At 69.9% G+C, this 18565-nt stretch carries 17 protein-coding genes; 14 read left to right on the top strand and 3 right to left on the bottom strand.

The features are described 5' to 3' along the window. The first annotated feature begins 1 nt into the window (after window position 1). The 6 genes from mtrA (at window position 2) to secA (ending at window position 8812) form a co-directional block, all read left to right on the top strand. Window positions 2-685, top strand: a complete 684-nt coding sequence (mtrA, locus tag ACR9Y5_RS14025; RefSeq protein ID WP_481298515.1) for an MtrAB system response regulator MtrA — start codon at window positions 2-4, stop codon at window positions 683-685. Window positions 686-699: 14 nt separating this feature from the next. Then, window positions 700-2331 (top strand): MtrAB system histidine kinase MtrB, encoded by a 1632-nt coding sequence (gene mtrB, locus ACR9Y5_RS14020; RefSeq protein WP_481298514.1) that lies wholly within the window; start codon window positions 700-702, stop codon window positions 2329-2331. Then, window positions 2328-4034 (top strand): LpqB family beta-propeller domain-containing protein, encoded by a 1707-nt coding sequence (locus ACR9Y5_RS14015; protein WP_481298513.1) that lies wholly within the window; start codon window positions 2328-2330, stop codon window positions 4032-4034. The genes mtrB and ACR9Y5_RS14015 overlap by 4 nt, the downstream gene beginning before the upstream one ends. 101 nt (window positions 4035-4135) lie before the next feature. Further along, window positions 4136-4999, top strand: a complete 864-nt coding sequence (locus ACR9Y5_RS14010; protein WP_481298512.1) for a ComF family protein — start codon at window positions 4136-4138, stop codon at window positions 4997-4999. Next, the gene (gene hpf / locus ACR9Y5_RS14005) at window positions 4959-5660 is read left to right on the top strand and encodes a ribosome hibernation-promoting factor, HPF/YfiA family (RefSeq protein ID WP_481298511.1); all 702 of its coding nucleotides are present in this window, start codon (window positions 4959-4961) and stop codon (window positions 5658-5660) included. Before ACR9Y5_RS14010 ends, hpf begins: the two co-directional genes overlap by 41 nt. 344 nt (window positions 5661-6004) lie before the next feature. Continuing rightward, window positions 6005-8812, top strand: coding sequence for a preprotein translocase subunit SecA (gene secA / locus ACR9Y5_RS14000; RefSeq protein ID WP_481298510.1), 2808 nt, complete (start codon window positions 6005-6007; stop codon window positions 8810-8812). A 130-nt stretch (window positions 8813-8942) separates the two neighbouring features. On the opposite strand, the gene ACR9Y5_RS13995 is transcribed toward secA, so the two are convergent. Then, window positions 8943-9494, bottom strand: coding sequence for an Rv3235 family protein (locus ACR9Y5_RS13995; protein WP_481298509.1), 552 nt, complete (start codon window positions 9492-9494; stop codon window positions 8943-8945). Between the two features lie 156 nt (window positions 9495-9650). Between ACR9Y5_RS13995 and ACR9Y5_RS13990 the strand changes: the two genes are divergently transcribed. Continuing rightward, on the top strand, window positions 9651-11144 hold the full coding sequence (locus ACR9Y5_RS13990) for a sensor histidine kinase (RefSeq protein ID WP_481298508.1): 1494 nt from the start codon (window positions 9651-9653) through the stop codon (window positions 11142-11144). A 113-nt stretch (window positions 11145-11257) separates the two neighbouring features. Here ACR9Y5_RS13990 and ACR9Y5_RS13985 read toward each other — a convergent pair whose 3' ends face one another. Continuing rightward, the gene (locus ACR9Y5_RS13985; RefSeq protein WP_018190103.1) at window positions 11258-11506 is read right to left on the bottom strand and encodes a WhiB family transcriptional regulator; all 249 of its coding nucleotides are present in this window, start codon (window positions 11504-11506) and stop codon (window positions 11258-11260) included. Between the two features lie 226 nt (window positions 11507-11732). Between ACR9Y5_RS13985 and ACR9Y5_RS13980 the strand changes: the two genes are divergently transcribed. The 7 genes from ACR9Y5_RS13980 to ACR9Y5_RS13950 all read left to right on the top strand — a co-directional run bounded on the left by ACR9Y5_RS13980 (window position 11733) and on the right by ACR9Y5_RS13950 (window position 18062). Then, a complete protein-coding gene (locus ACR9Y5_RS13980; protein ID WP_481298507.1) occupies window positions 11733-12176 on the top strand; it encodes a hypothetical protein in 444 nt (147 codons plus the stop codon). A gap of 35 nt (window positions 12177-12211) precedes the next feature. Next, on the top strand, window positions 12212-12982 hold the full coding sequence (locus ACR9Y5_RS13975; RefSeq protein ID WP_481298506.1) for a DUF1684 domain-containing protein: 771 nt from the start codon (window positions 12212-12214) through the stop codon (window positions 12980-12982). A 65-nt stretch (window positions 12983-13047) separates the two neighbouring features. Further along, the gene (locus ACR9Y5_RS13970; protein WP_481298505.1) at window positions 13048-14547 is read left to right on the top strand and encodes an ABC transporter substrate-binding protein; all 1500 of its coding nucleotides are present in this window, start codon (window positions 13048-13050) and stop codon (window positions 14545-14547) included. A gap of 86 nt (window positions 14548-14633) precedes the next feature. Beyond that, window positions 14634-15596 carry an ABC transporter permease gene (locus tag ACR9Y5_RS13965; RefSeq protein ID WP_481298504.1) on the top strand — a complete coding sequence of 321 codons (963 nt, stop codon included), beginning with the start codon at window positions 14634-14636 and terminating at the stop codon, window positions 15594-15596. Next, window positions 15593-16474: an ABC transporter permease gene (locus ACR9Y5_RS13960; RefSeq protein WP_481298503.1), complete on the top strand. Its 882-nt coding sequence runs from the start codon at window positions 15593-15595 to the stop codon at window positions 16472-16474. Before ACR9Y5_RS13965 ends, ACR9Y5_RS13960 begins: the two co-directional genes overlap by 4 nt. After that, the gene (locus ACR9Y5_RS13955; protein WP_481298502.1) at window positions 16471-17301 is read left to right on the top strand and encodes an ATP-binding cassette domain-containing protein; all 831 of its coding nucleotides are present in this window, start codon (window positions 16471-16473) and stop codon (window positions 17299-17301) included. Before ACR9Y5_RS13960 ends, ACR9Y5_RS13955 begins: the two co-directional genes overlap by 4 nt. Beyond that, window positions 17298-18062: an ABC transporter ATP-binding protein gene (locus ACR9Y5_RS13950; RefSeq protein WP_481298501.1), complete on the top strand. Its 765-nt coding sequence runs from the start codon at window positions 17298-17300 to the stop codon at window positions 18060-18062. Before ACR9Y5_RS13955 ends, ACR9Y5_RS13950 begins: the two co-directional genes overlap by 4 nt. On the opposite strand, the gene bcp is transcribed toward ACR9Y5_RS13950, so the two are convergent. Continuing rightward, on the bottom strand, window positions 18063-18539 hold the full coding sequence (gene bcp, locus ACR9Y5_RS13945) for a thioredoxin-dependent thiol peroxidase (protein ID WP_481298500.1): 477 nt from the start codon (window positions 18537-18539) through the stop codon (window positions 18063-18065). It lies immediately after the preceding gene. Between the last annotated feature and the right edge of the window lie 26 nt (window positions 18540-18565).

The following is an 18565-nucleotide window of genomic DNA, read 5'->3' as shown; positions in this document are numbered from 1 at the left end:
CATGACTAGTCGCATCCTGGTGGTCGACGACGACACCGCGCTTGCGGAGATGATCGGCATCGTGCTGCGCACCGAGGGTTTCGACCCGGTGTTCTGCGAGGACGGCGCGCTGGCCCTCGACACGTTCCGCACGGCCAAGCCCGACCTGGTCCTCCTCGACCTCATGCTGCCCGGCCTCGACGGCATCGAGGTGTGCGGCCGCATCCGGGCCGAGTCGGGCACCCCGATCATCATGCTCACCGCCAAGTCGGACACGGCGGATGTGGTGAAGGGTCTCGAGTCGGGGGCCGACGACTACATGGTCAAGCCGTTCAACCCCAAGGAGCTCGTCGCCCGCATCCGCACCCGGCTGCGCCCCGCGCCCGCCGCGCCGCCCGCGGACGAGCTGACCGTCGGAGACCTGGTCGTCGACGTCTCCGGGCACGAGGTGCGCCGCGGCGAGGAGCGGATCGCGCTCACACCGCTGGAGTTCGACCTCCTGCTCGCGCTCGCCTCCAAGCCGCAGCAGGTGTTCACGCGCGAGATGCTGCTCGAGCAGGTCTGGGGCTACCACTACAAGGCGGACACCCGGCTCGTCAACGTCCACGTCCAGCGGCTCCGCGCGAAGGTGGAGCAGGACCCGGACAACCCGAAGATCGTCATGACCGTGCGCGGGGTCGGCTACCGCGCCGGCGCGGCCGCCTAGCAGCGGAGGGTCGGATGCGCTTCCGGTGGCCCACGCGAGACGTGTGGCGGCAGGCGCCGTCCCGTCTCGTGCGCCTCTGGCGCGGGTCCCTGCAGCTGCGCACCGTGACGATCACGCTGCTGCTGACCGGGGCGGCCATCCTCGTCACCGGTGTCTACATGTCCCTCAGCATCAGCAACGATCTGTACCAGTCGCGGCTCAACCAGGCGCTCCGCGACTCCAGCCGGGCGACGACCACCGCCCAGTCGACCCTGAACGCGTCCGACGTGTCTTCGGGCGACGGCGGCAAGAACCTCCTCAACACCGTGCTGCAGAGCGTGCAGGCGTCCACGTCCAGCCGGCTGGTGGCCGCCTACCGGGTGCCGGGCCAGGACACCGGCGTCCTGGCTCCGCCCGACCGGGGGAGCCCGGCGATGAACTCGGTCATCTCACCGGAGCTCCGCGCGAAGGTGCAGAGCGGGGGGACCAAGCAGTTCTACCAGTCGGTCGCGCTCCCGGCCGGGACCGGCGCCACCGATCCGGGCATCGTCGTCGGCTCGCAGCTCACCCTCCCGTTGTACGGCAAGTACGAGCTCTACATCGGCTACAACCTGCGCGACTCGGAGAACACGCTGCTGTTCGTGCAGAACACGCTGCTGCTCGCCGGACTCGCGCTCATCCTGCTCATCGGCGCCATCACCTGGGTCATCGTGCGGTTCGTGGTCGAGCCCATCCGGGTCGCCGCGCGCACCAGCGAGCGGCTGGCGGCGGGCGACCTGGCGGTGCGCATCCCGGAACGCGGCGAGGACGTGTTCGCGACGCTGGCGCGCTCCTTCAACGGGATGGCCGACAGCCTGCAGAGCCAGATCAACCAGCTGGGCACGCTGTCGCAGCTGCAGCAGCGCTTCGTGTCGGATGTGTCGCACGAGCTCCGCACGCCGCTCACCACGATCCGGCTCGCGGGGGACGTCATCTACGACCAGCGCGAGGGCTTCCCGCCGGCGACCGCTCGCACCGCAGAGCTCCTGCACACCCAGATCGAACGGTTCGACCGCCTCCTCTCCGACCTGCTCGAGATCAGCCGGTACGACGCCGGGTCCGTGGTGCTGGACGCCGAGCCCACGAACCTCGTGCGTCTGGCCGAGGACTGCGTGGACGAGCTGCGCACCCTCTCCGAGCAGAACGGTTCCGAGTTGACCCTGGACGCTCCGGGCGGCTACTTCGACGTGCCGATGGACCCTCGCCGCATCCGTCGGGTCGTCCGCAATCTGATCGGCAACGCCATCGAGCACGGTGAGGGCCGCCCCGTCATCGTGACGGTCGACAGCAACGAGAGCGCCGTCGCGCTGACGGTGCGCGACTACGGGATCGGCATGAGCCCGGAGGACATGGCGCACGTCTTCGACCGCTTCTGGCGCGCGGACCCGTCCCGGAAGCGCACCCTGGGCGGCACCGGCCTCGGTCTGGCGATCTCGCTCGAGGACGCGACTCTGCACGCCGGCTGGCTGCAGGTCTGGTCGGCGCCCGGCGCCGGGTCCTGCTTCCGGCTCACTCTGCCGCGGGTTCCCGGCCGGGAGATCACCGGCTCCCCGTTGCCGCTCCCTCCGGTCGACGCGGGCGCGACCTCGCCGCAGGCGGCCGGGACCGGAAGCGAGGCCCACGCATGAGCCGCATCGGGATGCGCGGCGGCCGATCGCTCGTGGCAGCGCTGGGCGCGGTCCTCCTGGTGGCGCTCGCCGCGTGCGCGAGCATCCCCGACTCCGGACCGGTGCGGCAGGGCGGCCCGGTCGCCCAGGTCAACGACCCGCTCGACCTCGACTTCAACCCGTCGCCGCCGGAGAAGGGGGCGAGCCCGCAGCGGATCGTGCAGGGCTTCATCGACGCCGCCTCCAGCCCGAAGAACAACTTCCAGATCGCGCGGGAGTACCTCACCCACTCGATGGCGGCCAGCTGGAACCCGGACGAGTCCGTCACCGTCGACGACGGACGGAACCGCAGCTACGAGGAACAGGGGTCGCTCTGGCGGGTGGAGGTGACGCCGGTCGCCAACGTGGACGCCATCGGCACCTACCATCCGGCCGCCAGCACGGCGCCGGTCGGCCTCAACTATCAACTGCTGAAGGAGAACGGCGAGTGGCGCATCTCCGTCGCTCCCGACGGCGTCGTGATCGACGAGCCGACGTTCCGCGCGGTCTACGCGCAGCAGACGCTCTACTTCTACAGCCCCGGTTACACCTACCTCGTGCCGGATGCGCGGTGGTTCCCGGCACGCGTGGCCTCCGCCGCGACCCGTGTCGCCAGTTCGCTGCTCGCCGGACCCGCGCCGTGGCTGAACGGCGCGGTCTCGACCTCGTTCCCCAAGGGGACCCAGCTCGCCGTGCCGTCCGTGACCACGGTCGGCGGCGTGGCGCGGGTCGACCTCAGCTCCGAGGCGGGACAGGCCGACCCCGCCCAGCTGCAGCGGATGCAGTACCAGCTGGAGCAGTCGCTCGGCACTCTGGCGCAGAGCGTCCAGCTCTCGATCGAGGGCAATGTGCAGCAGGTCCCCTCGCTCAGCGCTGCGGCCGCTCCGGTCCGGAACCCGTCGGTCGACCCGCACGCCTACGTCGTGCACGGCGACACCTTCGGTCCGCTCAACGGCGACACCGTGACAGGGCTCAGCGGCCTGAGCGAGAAGGTCGCGGCGCTGCGTCCCACCGCGGTCACCCTGAGCGCGTCGCACGATCAGGCCGCCGTGCTGTCGGCGGCCGGCGCCTTCTCGGTGCGCAAGGCCGGCGACCCGGTCCGGGTGGATGCGCGGCCCGGCCTGATCGGCCCGTCCCTCGACACGGAAGGCTGGGTGTGGTCCGTGCCCGGATCGTCGCCCGACGCCATCCAGGTGGCTGCCGCCAACGGCGGGGACGCCCACGCCGTGACCGCCGACTGGCCCAACGCCTCGTCCATCCTGTCGCTCGCCGTCTCCCGCGACGGGACGCGGATCGCCGGGCTGCTCCGCACGCCCACCGGGTACTCGCTGATGGCGGCCGGCATCGTCCGGGGGAACGGCGGATCCCCGGCCTCCCTGACCGAGCCGGTACAGCTCGCGGTGTTCGTGGACGGCGTGCAGTCGGCCACGTGGACGAGCGATCTGACGATCGCCGTCCTCAGCACCACCACGGGGCAGGCGACGAGCATCGCGCAGCAGACGGTCGGCGGCGAGCAGACCGCGACCTCCGGCCCGGCGGCCGGACGCACCATCGTCGGCGCCGCCGGTCTCGCGCCGTACGTGGTGCTCGGCGCGGACGGCACACTGCAGGCGCCGACCGGCAACGGCTGGCAGGCGCAGCTCGACAAGGTGGGCGCGCTGGCGGTGCAGCAGGGTCAGCCCTAGCCTCTCGGCACTAGCCTCTCCACACCGCGCGGCCGCGAGAAGTTCTGCACAGATCCGCTCACCCGGGCCCGCCGGCGGGCCGGCGCCGCGAGGCTGGAACCATGACAGCACACACCCTTGTCCGTGACTCCCTCCTCGATGCCGCAGCGATCCTCCTCCCGGTTCGCTGCGCAGGATGCGGCAGACCCGACCGCACGCTCTGCGAGGAGTGCGAGAGGGAGCTGCGTCCGGCAGCGCACGCCGAGGTCGTCGACGGCACCCGCGTCTGGTCGGCCCTGCGCTACGACGGCGTTGCCCGTCGCGTGCTCCTCGCCTACAAAGACGGAGGCCGGACGGACGCGGCCGGCGCCCTGGCCGCGGCGCTGCGCTGCGCGATCGCCGCGGCTCAGCGGGAGGCCGGGCGCCGCGCCGGAGACGCCGCGCTGCTCCCGGTCCTCATCCCGTCGACGCGCGCGGCCTGGCGACGGCGCGGTTACCACCCGACGCGGGCCGTCCTGGCGCGTGCCCACATCCTCGTTCCTCCACTGTGGGGCGCACTGAGGCTCTCGCGGCAGACCGCCGACCAGGCCGAACTCACGGCAGAGGAGCGCGCGGCGAACCGCGCGGGCAGTTTCGTCGCCTCACAGAGGGTGTCGGGCCGCGACTGCCTGATCGTGGACGACATCGTCACCTCCGGTGCGACCATCGCCGAGGCCGCGCGGGCGATCCGGGCCGCGGGAGGCCGTGTGTCCGGGGCTGCGGCCATCGCCCGCACGCCGCTCCGCAATCCTGAGCAGTCTCAGAGACCACTCAGCGGACGCACCGGGAATGCCGCATGTTTTCCGGTTTCGCATCCGGAGGATGCGCACTACGGTGGTCCAAAAGGCGCGAGCGATCCGCCCTTCCTCCACCGGGCGGTCATCGCGCCGGATCAGGGAGGTCTCCATGGACATCAACATCATCGGACGCAACCTGGGCATCACTGATCGCTTCCGGGAGTACGCCACCGAGAAATCGGAGAAGGTCGCACACCTGGCCGAACGGGCCATCTCGTTCGAGATCAAGGTCAGCCGCCACAACGAGAAGCTGGGCAGCCCGAACGGCGACGACCGTGTCGAGCTCACTCTCGTGGGGCCGAAGGCCACGGTGAGATCCGAGGCGACGGGGCAGGACAAGTACGCCGCCTTCGATATCGCCCTCGGCAAGCTCCTGGAGCGGGTGCGCAGGGCGAAAGACCGCCGCAAGGTGCATCGCGGCCAGCACAGACCGACCTCGTTGCGCGAGGCGAGTACCGACGGCTTCAGCGCGGTCGGCCTCTCGGCCGCCCCGGTCGCGGTGCTCGACCAGGTCCGCACCGGCTCGATGCCGGCGGTGTCCGATGAGACGGAGGAGACTCCGGAGGCGGAGGAGGAGTACTGCCCCGTCGTGATCCGGAAGAAGGTCTTCGCCTCCGTTCCGATGACCGTGGATGACGCGCTTTACTACATGGAGCTCGTCGGTCACGACTTCTATCTGTTCGTCGACCAGGAGACCCAGCGTCCCAGCGTCGTGTACCGCCGCAAGGGCTGGGACTACGGCGTGATCTCCCTCGACGACTCCGCCGACGAGCTGCAGGAGGTGGCGACCGCCGCGCGCAAGCTCGGCTGACCGGTCCCACCCGGCCGGCACCAGGCCGGCGAGCACCGACGCCGATGGCGGCCGCCCGGGCGGCGGTCGCCATCGGACCGCGCCGGGGGTCGCCCCCTCCTGCGACCCGGGGTGGGTGGCGGCAGCGATCGCCAGGGCGGCGACGGATTCGACCCGGCGACGGAGCCCGCATCCGCCGCGCACTCAGGGCTGACGCTTTCGCCCAGAGTCCTTTCAGGCTCGGCAGGCCGAACGCCAGGGCCGAACAAGTAGCATGTCTCTAGCGTCGGCGGAGTCTGCCGTCCGCGCGCGTCCGTCGGGGCGCCGGGCCATCGGCCCGAACCGAGCGTAAGTGGAGTGCATCAGTGGCCTCAGTTCTTGAAAAGGTCCTCCGTGTTGGCGAGGGCCGGACCCTCCGTCGGCTGGAGGCGTACGCGCGGGCGGTCAACGCCCTCGAAGACGACTTCAGCGAACTCACCGATGAGGAACTCGCTCACGAGACCGTCGAGCTGCGCGAGCGGTACGGCAACGGCGAGTCGCTCGACGACCTGCTGCCCGAGGCGTTCGCCGCGGTCCGCGAGGCGTCGAAGCGCACGCTGGGCATGCGGCACTTCGACGTGCAGATCATGGGAGGCGCGGCCCTCCACCTCGGCAACATCGCCGAGATGAAGACCGGTGAGGGCAAGACCCTCGTCGCGACGACGGCCGCGTACCTCAACGCGATCGCCAGCCGCGGCGTCCACGTCATCACCGTCAACGACTACCTGGCCAGCTACCAGTCCGAGCTGATGGGCCGTGTCTACCGCGCGCTCGGGATGACGACCGGCGTGATCCTGGCCGGCCAGACCCCGGAGGAGCGCCGCGAGCAGTACGCGGCCGACATCACCTACGGCACGAACAACGAGTTCGGCTTCGACTACCTGCGCGACAACATGGCCTGGCAGGCGAGCGACATGGTGCAGCGCGGCCACTTCTTCGCCATCGTCGACGAGGTCGACTCGATCCTCATCGACGAGGCGCGCACGCCGCTCATCATCTCGGGCCCGTCGTCCGGCGAGGCGAACCGCTGGTTCAACGAGTTCGCGAACCTCGCGAAGCGGCTCACGCCCGACGTCGACTACGAGGTCGACGAGAAGAAGCGCACGGTCGGTGTGCTCGAGCCCGGCATCGAGAAGGTCGAGGACTACCTCGGCATCGACAATCTGTACGAGTCGGCGAACACCCCGCTCATCTCGTTCCTCAACAACGCCATCAAGGCGAACGCGCTGTTCAAGCGCGACAAGGACTACGTCGTCATGAACGGCGAGGTGCTGATCGTCGACGAGCACACCGGCCGCATCCTGGTCGGCCGCCGCTACAACGAGGGCATCCACCAGGCGATCGAGGCGAAGGAGGGCGTCGAGGTCAAGGCCGAGAACCAGACCCTCGCCACCGTGACCCTGCAGAACTACTTCCGCCTCTACAAGAAGCTGTCCGGCATGACCGGTACGGCCGAGACCGAGGCCGCCGAGTTCATGAGCACCTACAAGCTCGGCGTCGTCCCCATCCCGACGAACAAGCCGATGCAGCGCATCGACCAGCCCGACCTCGTCTACAAGAACGAGAAGGCGAAGTTCGACCAGGTCGTGGAGGACATCGTCAAGCGGCACGAGAAGGGCCAGCCGGTCCTCGTCGGCACCACCTCGGTCGAGAAGAGCGAGTACCTCTCGCGGCTGCTCGCCAAGAAGGGCGTGCGCCACGAGGTGCTGAACGCGAAGAACCACGCGCGCGAGGCCGCGATCGTTGCCCAGGCTGGACGCCTCGGCGCCGTCACCGTCGCCACCAACATGGCCGGCCGCGGCACCGACATCATGCTCGGCGGCAACTCCGAGTTCATCGCGGTCGCCGAGATGAACGCCCGCGGACTCTCGCCGGTCGAGACGCCCGACGAGTACGAGGAGGCCTGGGAAGAGGTCTTCGGGAACGTCAAGGCGCAGGTCGCCGAGGAGGCCGAGAAGGTCATCGCCGCAGGCGGTCTGTACGTGCTCGGCACCGAGCGGCACGAGTCCCGGCGCATCGACAACCAGCTGCGCGGACGTTCCGGCCGCCAGGGCGACCCCGGCGAGAGCCGGTTCTACCTGTCGCTGACCGACGACCTGATGCGCCTGTTCAACTCGGGCGCCGCCGAGAGCCTGATGGGCCGCAGCAGCGTTCCGGACGATATGGCGATCGAGTCCAAGGTGGTCAGCCGGGCCATCCGCAGCGCTCAGTCGCAGGTCGAGGCCCGCAACGCCGAGATCCGGAAGAACGTGCTCAAGTACGACGACGTGCTCAACCGGCAGCGCGAGGCGATCTACAGCGACCGCCGCCACATTCTCGAGGGCGACGACCTGCACGAGCGCGTGCAGCAGTTCCTGACGGACGTGATCGACGACATCCTCGACCAGCACACGGGCGAGGGCAGCGGCGACGACTGGGACTTCGACGCCCTGTGGGCCGAGCTCAAGACCCTGTACCCGGTGGGCGTGAGCATCGACGAGGTGATCTCGGAGGCGGGCAACAAGGGCAGGATCAACCGCGACTTCATGCGCCGCGAGATCCTCTCGGACGCCCGCATCGCCTACCAGCGCCGCGAGGAGTCGCTCGGCGCCCCGGCGATGCGCGAACTCGAGCGCCGCGTCGTGCTGTCGGTGATCGACCGCCGCTGGCGCGACCACCTCTACGAGATGGACTACCTGAAGGACGGCATCGGCCTGCGAGCCATGGCTCAGCGCGACCCGCTGGTCGAGTACCAGCGCGAGGGCTTCGCCATGTTCCAGCAGATGATGGGAGCGATCCGCGAGGAGACCATCGGCTTCCTGTTCAACCTCGAGGTCGAGGTGAATCAGGCTCCGGGCGAGGTCGAGTCGCCCGCCGTCGACGCGAAGGGCCTCGCCCGCGGCGAGAGCGACACGAGGCTCAGCTACTCCGCGCCGGCCGAACAGGGCGGCGTCGAGGTCCGCGACCAGCGCGGGCAGCTCGAGAAAGCCGCCACGGCCCGCGCGCAGCGCGCCCAGCAGCAGGATGCGGCTCCCGCCGCCCCGCCCGCGCAGGGCGCCACCCAGCGCGGCGCCTTCGGTCAGCGCGTCCAGCAGGGCGACGACCAGGCGCCGGTCAACCGCGCAGAGCGCCGGGCGCAGGCCAAGAAGCGCTGATCCCCGGTGTCCGCACAGCCTCGGCCGGGCGGACGCCACGCACGAGACGACGGAACGGCGGCCCCGCGGGGCCGCCGTTCCGTCGTCTCCTCACGGCCGCATTGCGGACAGTGCAGGTCGCTGAGGACGCTCAGAGCACGTTGATCGCGCTCGCCCGCCACCGCTCGCGATGCCGTTCCAGCCGGATGGCGACCGCACGCGACCGACCCGGCTGGTGCACCAGCACCACCGCCTCCACCACGCCCTCCGACGGATGTGCGAGGCGCGGCTCGCCGATCCGCATCCGGGGCCGGAGCGCCCCCTCCGGCGAGTCCGCACGGGCGCGTGCCGCGATCATGGTGCGCCTCAGCAGGTGGACGTAGGCGGCGTCGCTGACCCATCGGCCGATCTGGTCGAGCGGCCGCGCACCGGCGAGGATCTCGACCGCGCAGCGCGCCAGGTTGGCGCACAGCGTGGCGGGATCCGGATTGCCCGCGCCGGCGATGGGCGCCAGGACATCCAGCGCGGGCGTCCCGGGCGGCTGGGACGGGCGTGGAGCGGCCGACCCGCGAAGGTCGCGGACCGGGCGGAGCTCCAGAACATCGCGGACGTCGCGGAGAGGGGAGGGACGCAGCCGTGCTGCCGGCCTGACCGCCGGAACGAGCGGACGGACGGGTGCGGGGGCGAGGGCCGGGTGGTGCATGAATCTCCTGGTGAGGTGTGTCGGTGGTCCATGATGAGATGGAGCCGTGATATTTACGATGCCTTACTCAAGCAGGGGACTTCGAGTCCGGCCAGGGCATTCGTGCCCTGTGGATAACTCGGCGTCCGCATCCAGCGCGCCGTTTAGGATGGGGTGGTGTCGACGCTCAGTGATCTGGTCCATGCCCACGGCCGCTCCTCGGAAGAAGACGTGGAATGGCTGCACGGTCTCGTCGGCGACTGGCAGCTGCTCGCCGATCTCGCCTTCGCCGACATCGTGCTGTGGGTGCCGACCACGGATGACGATTTCGTGGCCGTCGCCCACGCCCGCCCGTCCTCGGCGGCGACGCTGTTCTACCGCGACTTCGTGGGTCAGCGGATCAAGCCCGAGTGGCGTCAGCAGGTGATCGACGCCTTCCGCTCGAAGCAGATCATCGACACGTCCGCACCCGACTGGTACGAGGAGACGCCCACGCGGGTCCGGGCCGTCCCGGTCATCCGCCGGCTGTCCATCCACTCGCCTGACACGGCGGAGGAGCCGGTCGCCGTGATCACCCGGCACACCAACCTCAGTGAGGCGCGCACCCCGAGCCGCCAGGAGCTGACCTTCAACGAGTGCGCCAACGACCTCTTCGCGATGATCGCCACCGGTGACTTCCCCGACCTCGGTGCGCCCGCCGCCCCGCGCCGGGGCGCCCCGCGCGCGGCGGACGGCCTGATCCGGCTGGATGTCGACGGCACCACGACCTTCGCCAGCCCGAACGCGCTCAGCGCCTTCAACCGGATGGGCTTCACAGGTGAGCTCGAGGGGGAGTCCCTCGCCACCGTCACGACCGGCCTCCTGGCCGGGACGATCACGGTGGACGAGTCGCTGCCCCTCGTCGTCACCGGCCGTGCGCCCTGGCGGACGGACATCGAGGCGCGCGGCGTCACGGTGTCGCTCCGCGCCATCCCGATCCGCAACCGCGGGGAGCGGGTCGGTGCGATCGTGCTCTGCCGCGACGTGTCCGAGCAGCGACACCAGGAGCGCGAGCTGATCACCAAGGATGCGACCATCCGCGAGATCCACCACCGCGTCAAGAACAACCTGCAGACCGTCGCGTCGCTGCTGCGCATCCAGGCACGGCGCACGCACTCGGAGGAGGCGCGGGAGGCGCTGAGCCAGGCGATGCGGCGCGTTGCGGCCATCGCCGTGGTGCATGACACGCTGTCCACGGGCCTCGCGCAGATCGTGGACTTCGACGACGTCTTCGACCGCGTGCTGCTGCTCGTCGCCGAGGTGGCGGCGAGCCACACGACGACCGTGCACCCGAAGAAGACGGGCCGGTTCGGCTCGCTGCCCTCCGAGTACGCGACCCCGCTCGCGCTCGCGCTGACCGAGCTCGTCACCAACGCGGTGGAGCACGGGCTGGCCGGCCGCGAGGGCCAGGTCGAGATCGTCGCGGACCGGTCGGAGGAGTCCCTGACCGTCAAGGTCGTCGACAACGGGTCCGGTCTTCCCGAGGGCAAGGTCGGCAGCGGGCTGGGCACCCAGATCGTCCGCACGCTGATCCAGGGCGAGCTCGGGGGCGCGATCGACTGGCACACCATGATGGGCCAGGGCACCGAGGTCACCATCGAGGTCCCTCTGCGCTACCTCACGAAGATCTGAGGCACGAAAAAGCCGAGGAGGCGCTCGGTGCTAGGTGTGTGAGCGCCGCCTCGGCGGGTTCGGACGCGCGGCGGAAGCCGGGCGACCGGTGGTGCGGATGGAGCGGGCCGGCCTCAGGAGGCGCGGCGGGCGCGAGCGGCGCGGCGCTTGAGCGCGCGACGCTCGTCCTCGGAGAGGCCGCCCCAGACGCCGGAGTCCTGGCCGGTCTCGAGGGCGTACTGCAGGCAGATCTCCGTCACGGTGCAGCGCGCGCAGACCGCCTTGGCCTTGTCGATCTGGTCGACCGCGGGTCCGGTGTTGCCCACCGGGAAGAACAGCTCAGGGTCCGCGGTGAGGCAGGCGGCTTTGTCGCGCCAATCCATGAAGATGTGCTCCTTGTTTACTGAGGTTTCCTGGCCCGAGGGGACCATAGAATGCAGGTAAGCAGTCGGGTTGCAGGGTGCTTAGATCCGTGGGGAATCAGACCTGCCCACGACCCTGTGAGCGTTAACTCGACCGTTGAATATGCTCCCATAGCGCTTATCCCGAATCAATAGTTTTGTATGGGATAACGCTGGGAACACCAGCCGGAAACGTCAGGATGCTATAGTGCCCGACCCTCAGAACGCCCCCGACGGTGTCGCCCAGGCGGCACGTCCCGCCCGGTCCGGGCTCCTCGTCGTGCTGACCGTCATCGTCGGTGCGGAGGCCGTCCTCGTCCTGATCCTGGCGGTGTGGCTGCTGGTCGACCTGCTGACCGTACGGCCCACGTCGTATCCGACGGCTGTCGCGATCACCGTGCTCGCCTTCCTGGCAGCCGCCTGGGCCGTCGCCACCACCATCGGCCTGCTCCGTCGCCAGAGCTGGGCGCGTGCCTCCACCGTCACCATTCAGATCCTGCAGGTGGCGGTCGCCGTCGCCTGCTTCCAGGGGCTCTACGGCCGGCCCGACCTCGGCTGGGCGCTGCTCGTCCCCGCGCTGATCGCGGGGATTCTCGCCCTGACGCCGTCGGTGGTGCGAGCGACCGCACGCAACACGGAGCAACACGAATAGGCGAAGACGGGAACAAGCCGGAGACTCGGATGGTTATGCCCGACATCGTGACTGATCTCTCCACACAGCTCTCAGCCTCCCCGTCCACCATCGAGCGCGCCCGCGAGCGCTGGGACGCCTGGCGCGCCGACCGCCTCCGCTCCGTCGCCGCACCGACGGGCAACCTGGCCCTCATCGAGACCCGCTGGCTCGCCCCAGGCGACACCACGACCACGGAGGACGCGCTCGCCGGCCGACCGGAGTCGGTGACGGCGACGGAGCTCTCCCGGCGCAGCCTGGAGACCGGAGAGCCCGAGCGCGGCATCCGCCTCTGGGACGCCGAGTCCCCCGCCATCCGCGACTTCGAGACGATCGACGTCTTCCCGTTCGACGACAGCTGGGTGATCGAGGCGACATTCACCCCGGTCTCCGACGACCGCACCATCCCGTTCGAGCACATCCGCGACAACGGCCTGACCCGCGACCTGGTCGTCCCGGGCGACATCACCTTCGAGCGCGACGGGGTCGGCTACACGCTGAGCGCCTTCGACGACGACGGAACGCTGCTGCTGGTCTTCGGCGACCCGAGCAATGGGGCCGACGGCGAGGACGGCTCGTACGCCTCCGGCCGGTTCCTGTTCGTCGAGCACGCGGACGATCACGTCGTCCTGGACTTCAACCGCGCTTTCGTCCCGCCCTGCGGCTTCTCGGACCAGTACAACTGTCCACTGCCTCCGCGCAACAACCGGTTCCCCGTACCGGTGACCGCGGGGGAGAAGCGCGTCGTCTTCCGCCACTCGACGGACAGCGCCGCCGCCGGGCACTGAACCCGCGCGAGAGCGCATCCCTTCACCACAGCACTGCACAGCACCCCCACAGCACTGGAGAACCCGTGAGAAAGTCTTCCCTGTTCGCGACGCTCGCCGTCGGCCTGGCCTCGGCCCTCGCCCTCGCCGGATGCGCGGGCGCGTCGTCGTCCTCCGCCGGCGGCAGCGACGCCTCGATCGCCATCGGCTCGCTCTACGAGCCGGTCAACCTGGACAACACCGCGGGTGGCGGCCAGGGCGTCACCGAGGCGCTCAACGGCAACGTCTACGAGGGGCTGTTCAAGCTCACCGACGACGGCAAGGTGGAGCCGCTGCTCGCCACGAAGTACACGACCAGCGCCGATGGCCTGACGTACACGTTCACCCTGCGCGACGGCGTGAAGTTCCACTCCGGCAAGGCTCTGACGAGTGCCGACGTGAAGCGCAGCATCGAGCGCGTGACCGCCGACGACTCGCAGTCCGCCCGCAAGTCGCAGCTCGCCGTCATCAAGGGCATTGCGACGCCCGACGACAAGACGGTGACCATCACGCTGTCCTCCCGCTCGATCTCCCTGCCGTACAACCTCAGCTACGTCTGGATCTACGGCCCGGGCACCTCGAACTACAAGACCGCCGAGGACGGCACCGGCCCCTACAAGCTGGGCACCTGGAAGCGCGGCAGCTCGCTGAGCCTCGAGCGCTGGAGCGGCTACTGGGGCGACCAGGCGAAGAACAAGGAGGTGGAGTTCGACTACTTCACCGACGCGTCCGCCTTGTCCAACGCTCTGCAGACCAAGCAGGTCGACATCGTGACGAGCATCCAGAGCCCGGATGCGCTGAGCACCTTCACGGGCAACAAGGACTACACGATCTCGAACGGCAAGTCCACGACCAAGGAACTGCTGGCCTTCAACGACAAGGTCGCGCCGTTCGACAACGTCGAGGTGCGCAAGGCGGTCTACTCCGCGATCGACACCAAGAAGCTCCTCAACTCCATCTGGGGCGACTACGGCACCCTGATCGGCTCGATGGTGCCGCCCAGCGACCCCTGGTACGAGGACCTCACCAAGGTCAATCCGTACGACGTCAACCTCGCCAAGAAGGAGCTGGCCGAGGCCGGTTTCGCGAACGGCTTCAGCTTCACCCTGGACACACCGACCTACGACCCGCACCCCGCGGTGGCCGAGTTCCTGAAGAGCGAGCTGGCCAAGGTGGGCATCACCGTGACGATCAACTCGATCTCGGCGGACGAGTGGTACACCAAGGTGTTCAAGAACCACGACTTCACCGCGACGCTGCAGGAGCACGTCAACGATCGTGACGTCGTCTGGTACGGCAACCCCGACTTCTACTGGGGCTACGACAACCCGCAGGTCACCAAGTGGGTCGACGAGGCCGAGCAGTCGACGACGACGGCCGAGCAGACGGCCAAGCTGAAGCAGGTCAACGAGCAGATCGCGAAGGATGCGGCCAGCGCCTGGCTGTACCTCTACCCGCAGATCGTGGTGGCCGACAGCAACGTCACCGGCTACCCGGTCAACGGCCTGAACTCGCAGTTCTACGCCTACGACATCGTCAAGAAGTAGCCGATTCCTCCACACCCCTACCCGTATTCCACACCCTGATGCTCGGGGAGCCCGCCGGCTCCCCGAGCATCTACGCTGAAACGACCATGGCTTCCTACCTGCTCCGCCGCACCGCGTTCCTCGTGGTGTCGCTGCTGCTCGCCATGGTGGTGCTGTTCTTCCTGCTGCGGGTCCTCCCGGGAGACCCGTCCAACGCCCTCCTCTCGGTCGGCGCGACCAAGGAGCAGATCGCGGCGGCGCAGCGGCAGGTGGGCAGCGACCAGCCGCTGCTGCAGCAGTTCGTCACGTGGTTCGGCAGCCTGCTGACCCTCGACCTCGGCCAGTCGTTCATCAGTTCCCTGCCCGTCGGTCCCGAGATCGCAGCCCGGCTTGCGGTGACGGTGCCGCTGACGCTGCTCTCGTTCGGCCTCGCGCTCGTGCTGGCGCTCCCCATCGGCTTCGTCGCCGCCTGGAAGGCCGACCGCTGGTACGGAGTGGCCCTGTCCGCGTTCTCGCAGCTCGGCATCGCGGTGCCTGTCTTCTGGGTCGGCATCCTGCTGGTCGACGTGTTCGCCATCACGCTGGGGTGGTTCCCCTCAGGAGGCTTCCCCCGCGACGACTGGTCCGACCCCACAGCCGCGCTCACGTCGCTGGCGCTGCCGGTCGTCACCATCGCGATCGTGATGAGCGCGTCCATCTCGCGGTACGTGCGCAGCGCGACGCTGGATGTGATCGGCAGCGACTACCTGCGCAACGCCCGCGCGCTGGGCTCCGGCTTCGCGCGTTCGATGTGGCGGCACGGCGCGCGCAACGGCGCCGTCCCGGTCATCTCGGTGCTCGGCATCGAGCTGGCGACGACGTTCCTCGGAGCCGTCGTCGTCGAGAGCGTGTTCACCCTGCCGGGCCTCGGCAGCATGCTGCTCACGGCGATCGAGCAGCACGACTACCCGAACATCCAGGGCATCCTCTTCGTCTCCACGCTGCTCGTGCTCATCGTCGGGTTCCTCGCCGACATCGCGCAGCGCCTCGTCGACCCGCGGCTGCGCCGCAGCATCTCGGGCAACGCATGAGCGCGATCGTGGAGCAGGCGGCCGATACGGCCGCACCGCAGCCCGCCAAGCGCACACGCACCCGTGCGCGTCGCTCGGTGACCCTCGGCATCGGGCTGACGCTCGTGGGGATCGTCGTCGTGGTGGCGATCGTCTCGTTCTTCTGGCTTCCCTACGCGCAGGCCGACACATCGGGCACCCGGCTGGAGCAGCCGAGCACGTCGCACTGGCTGGGCACCGACCGTTTCGGCCGCGACCTGCTGACGCAGCTGATGATCGGAGCGCGGATCGCGCTCGCCGTGGGGCTCGGCTCGGTCGCCATCGGCGCGGTCGTCGGCATCACGCTCGGACTGCTCGCCGCGTTCGCCACGAAATGGCTCGACGACACGCTCTCGGCCGTGCTCGACATCCTGATCGCGTTCCCGACGCTGCTGCTCGCGATGCTGATCGTGGCGGCTCAGGGAGCGTCGCTGGGCACCGCCATCGTCGCGATCGGCCTGGCGATGTCCGCGGTCGTCGCGCGACTGACCCGGGTGCTCGCGAAGCGGGTGCTCGCCCAGCAGTACGTGACGGCGGCACGCACGTCCGGAACGTCCTGGGCGGGGATCGTGGCGCGCCACATCCTGCCGAACATCTGGCCGACGCTCAGCGTCAACCTCGCGCTGCAGTTCGGCGTCGCCGTGCTCGCCGAGGCCAGTCTGTCGTACCTGGGTCTCGGCGCTCCGCCGCCGAACGCTTCGTGGGGCCGGCTGCTGCAGGAGGCGCAGGGCACGGTGTCGACGGCCCCGGCCGGCGCCATCGCGCCCGGAGTCGCGCTCGTGGTGCTGGTCATCGGCGTCAACCTTGTGGCCGACGGCCTGCGCGACGTGGCGGACCCGACCCGGAGGAGGTCGCGATGAGCGGCGATCGTTCGCAGGCTGCGACCGCGGCGACAGAGCGTGTACTCGAGGTCCGCGGTCTGTCCGTGGCGACCCGGGACGGCGTTCCGCTTGTGCACGACGTGTCGTTCGAGCTGGCGCCGGGGGAGCGGTTGAGCCTGATCGGGGAGTCCGGCTCGGGCAAGTCGCTGACCTCGTTCGCACTGACCGGTCTGCTTCCGGAGGGTCTCGTTGCATCGGGCAGCATCCTGCTCGACGGCGTGCAGATGATCGGGGCGCGCGAGCGCGACCTGGTGCCGCTGCGCGGGCGCGTCGCGTCGACGGTCTTCCAGGAGCCTCTGACCGCTCTCGACCCCCTCATGCGGCTGGGACGCCAGGTCGCGGAGCCGCTGCGCCGTCACCTCGGGCTCCGCGGTGACGTGCTGCGCCGCGCCGTGCTCGACGCCCTGGCGGAGGTCGGGCTGCCGGAGCCCGAGCGCATCGCCCGCGCGTACTCGTGGGAGATCTCGGGCGGCCAGCGTCAGCGGGTCGCCATCGCGGCGGCGCTCGCGTGCCGTCCGCGCCTCCTGATCGCCGATGAGCCGACCACGGCTCTGGATGTGACGGTGCAGGCCGACGTGCTCTCCCTGCTCGAACGGCTGGTGGCGGACCGCGGGATGTCGCTGCTCTTCGTCAGCCACGACCTCGCGGTGGTGTCGCGGATGGCCCAGCGTGCGCTGGTGCTCCGCGCGGGCCGCGTGGTCGAGGAGGGCCCGATCGCCCGCCTCCTGAGCGAGCCCCGCGAGCCGTACACGGCGGAGCTCGTCCGGAGCGCCCGCGAGCTCGATGCGGCACTGGAGGTGCGATGAACGCCATCCTGGAACTCCGCGACGCCGGCTTCCGCTACCGCCGCGCCACCACGCCCGCGCTCGACGCCGTCTCCTTCGCCGTCGAGCCGGGACGGAGCGTCGGTCTGGTCGGCGAGTCCGGAGCGGGCAAGACGACCGCCCTCTCGCTGCTGCTCGGGCTGACGGCGCCCACGAGCGGCGCGGTCCTGTTCGACGGCCGGCCGCTCGACCTGCGCGACCGCGAGCAGCTGCGACGCTTCCGGCGCAGCGTCCAGCCGGTCTTCCAGGACCCGTACTCGTCGCTCGACCCGCGCCAGAGCGTCGGCCGCATCGTCGGCGAGCCGCTGGCCTCGCTCAGGGTCGCATCCGGTGCGGACGCCCGCGACCGGGTCGCCCGTGCGCTCGAAGCGGTCGCCCTGCCGTCGGACGCTGCTGGGCGGTACCCTCACGAGTTCTCGGGGGGTCAGCGCCAGCGCATCGCGATCGCCCGCGCCATCGTGTCCCGCCCGCGGGTGTTGCTGGCGGACGAGCCGGTCAGCGCGCTCGACGTCACCACGCGCATCCAGATCATCGACCTGCTGGCGGAGCTCGCCACGGCCGAGGGGATGACGGTCGTGATGGTCTCGCACGACCTGGGCGTCGTGGCGTCCCTGTGCGCGGAGACCGTCGTGCTGCAGGGCGGCCGGGTGGTCGAGCAGGGGCCGACGACCGACGTGCTGGGCGCACCGCGCGACCCGTACACACGCCGGCTGCTCGCGTCGGTGCCGCGGCTGCCGGCCTGATCAGGCGTCGATACCCAGCTTCTTGCGGAGCGACGCGACGTGGCCGGTCGCCTTCACGTTGTAGAGCGGGAGCCGCAGCGAGCCGTCCGGGTCGACGACGAACGTCGAGCGGATGACGCCCTCGACGGTCTTGCCGTAGAGCTTCTTCTCGCCGTAGGCGCCGTACGCCTTGTGCACCGCGAGATCCTCGTCCGAGAGCAGCGGGAAGTTGAGACCCTCCTGCTCCTGGAATTCCTTGTTGCGCGCCGGCGCATCTTTGGAGATGCCGATCACCCGGTAGCCCGCCGACTTCAGCGAGTTGAGGTTGTCGCGGAAGTCGCACGCCTCCGTGGTGCAGCCGGGGGTCATCGCCGCCGGGTAGAAGTACACGATCACGTTCTCGCCGGCGAAGTCGCCGAGCGACACCGTGGAGCCGTCCTGGTCCGTCAGGCTGAACGCGGGGGCCTGCTCGCCCGCTTCGAGTCGCACATCCGTCATGGGTCCATTCTGTCAGCGAACGAGGC

It is taken from the genome of Leifsonia sp. KNZ13-11D (genome assembly GCF_056754895.1).
This window is presented reverse-complemented; position numbering and strand designations above follow the sequence as displayed.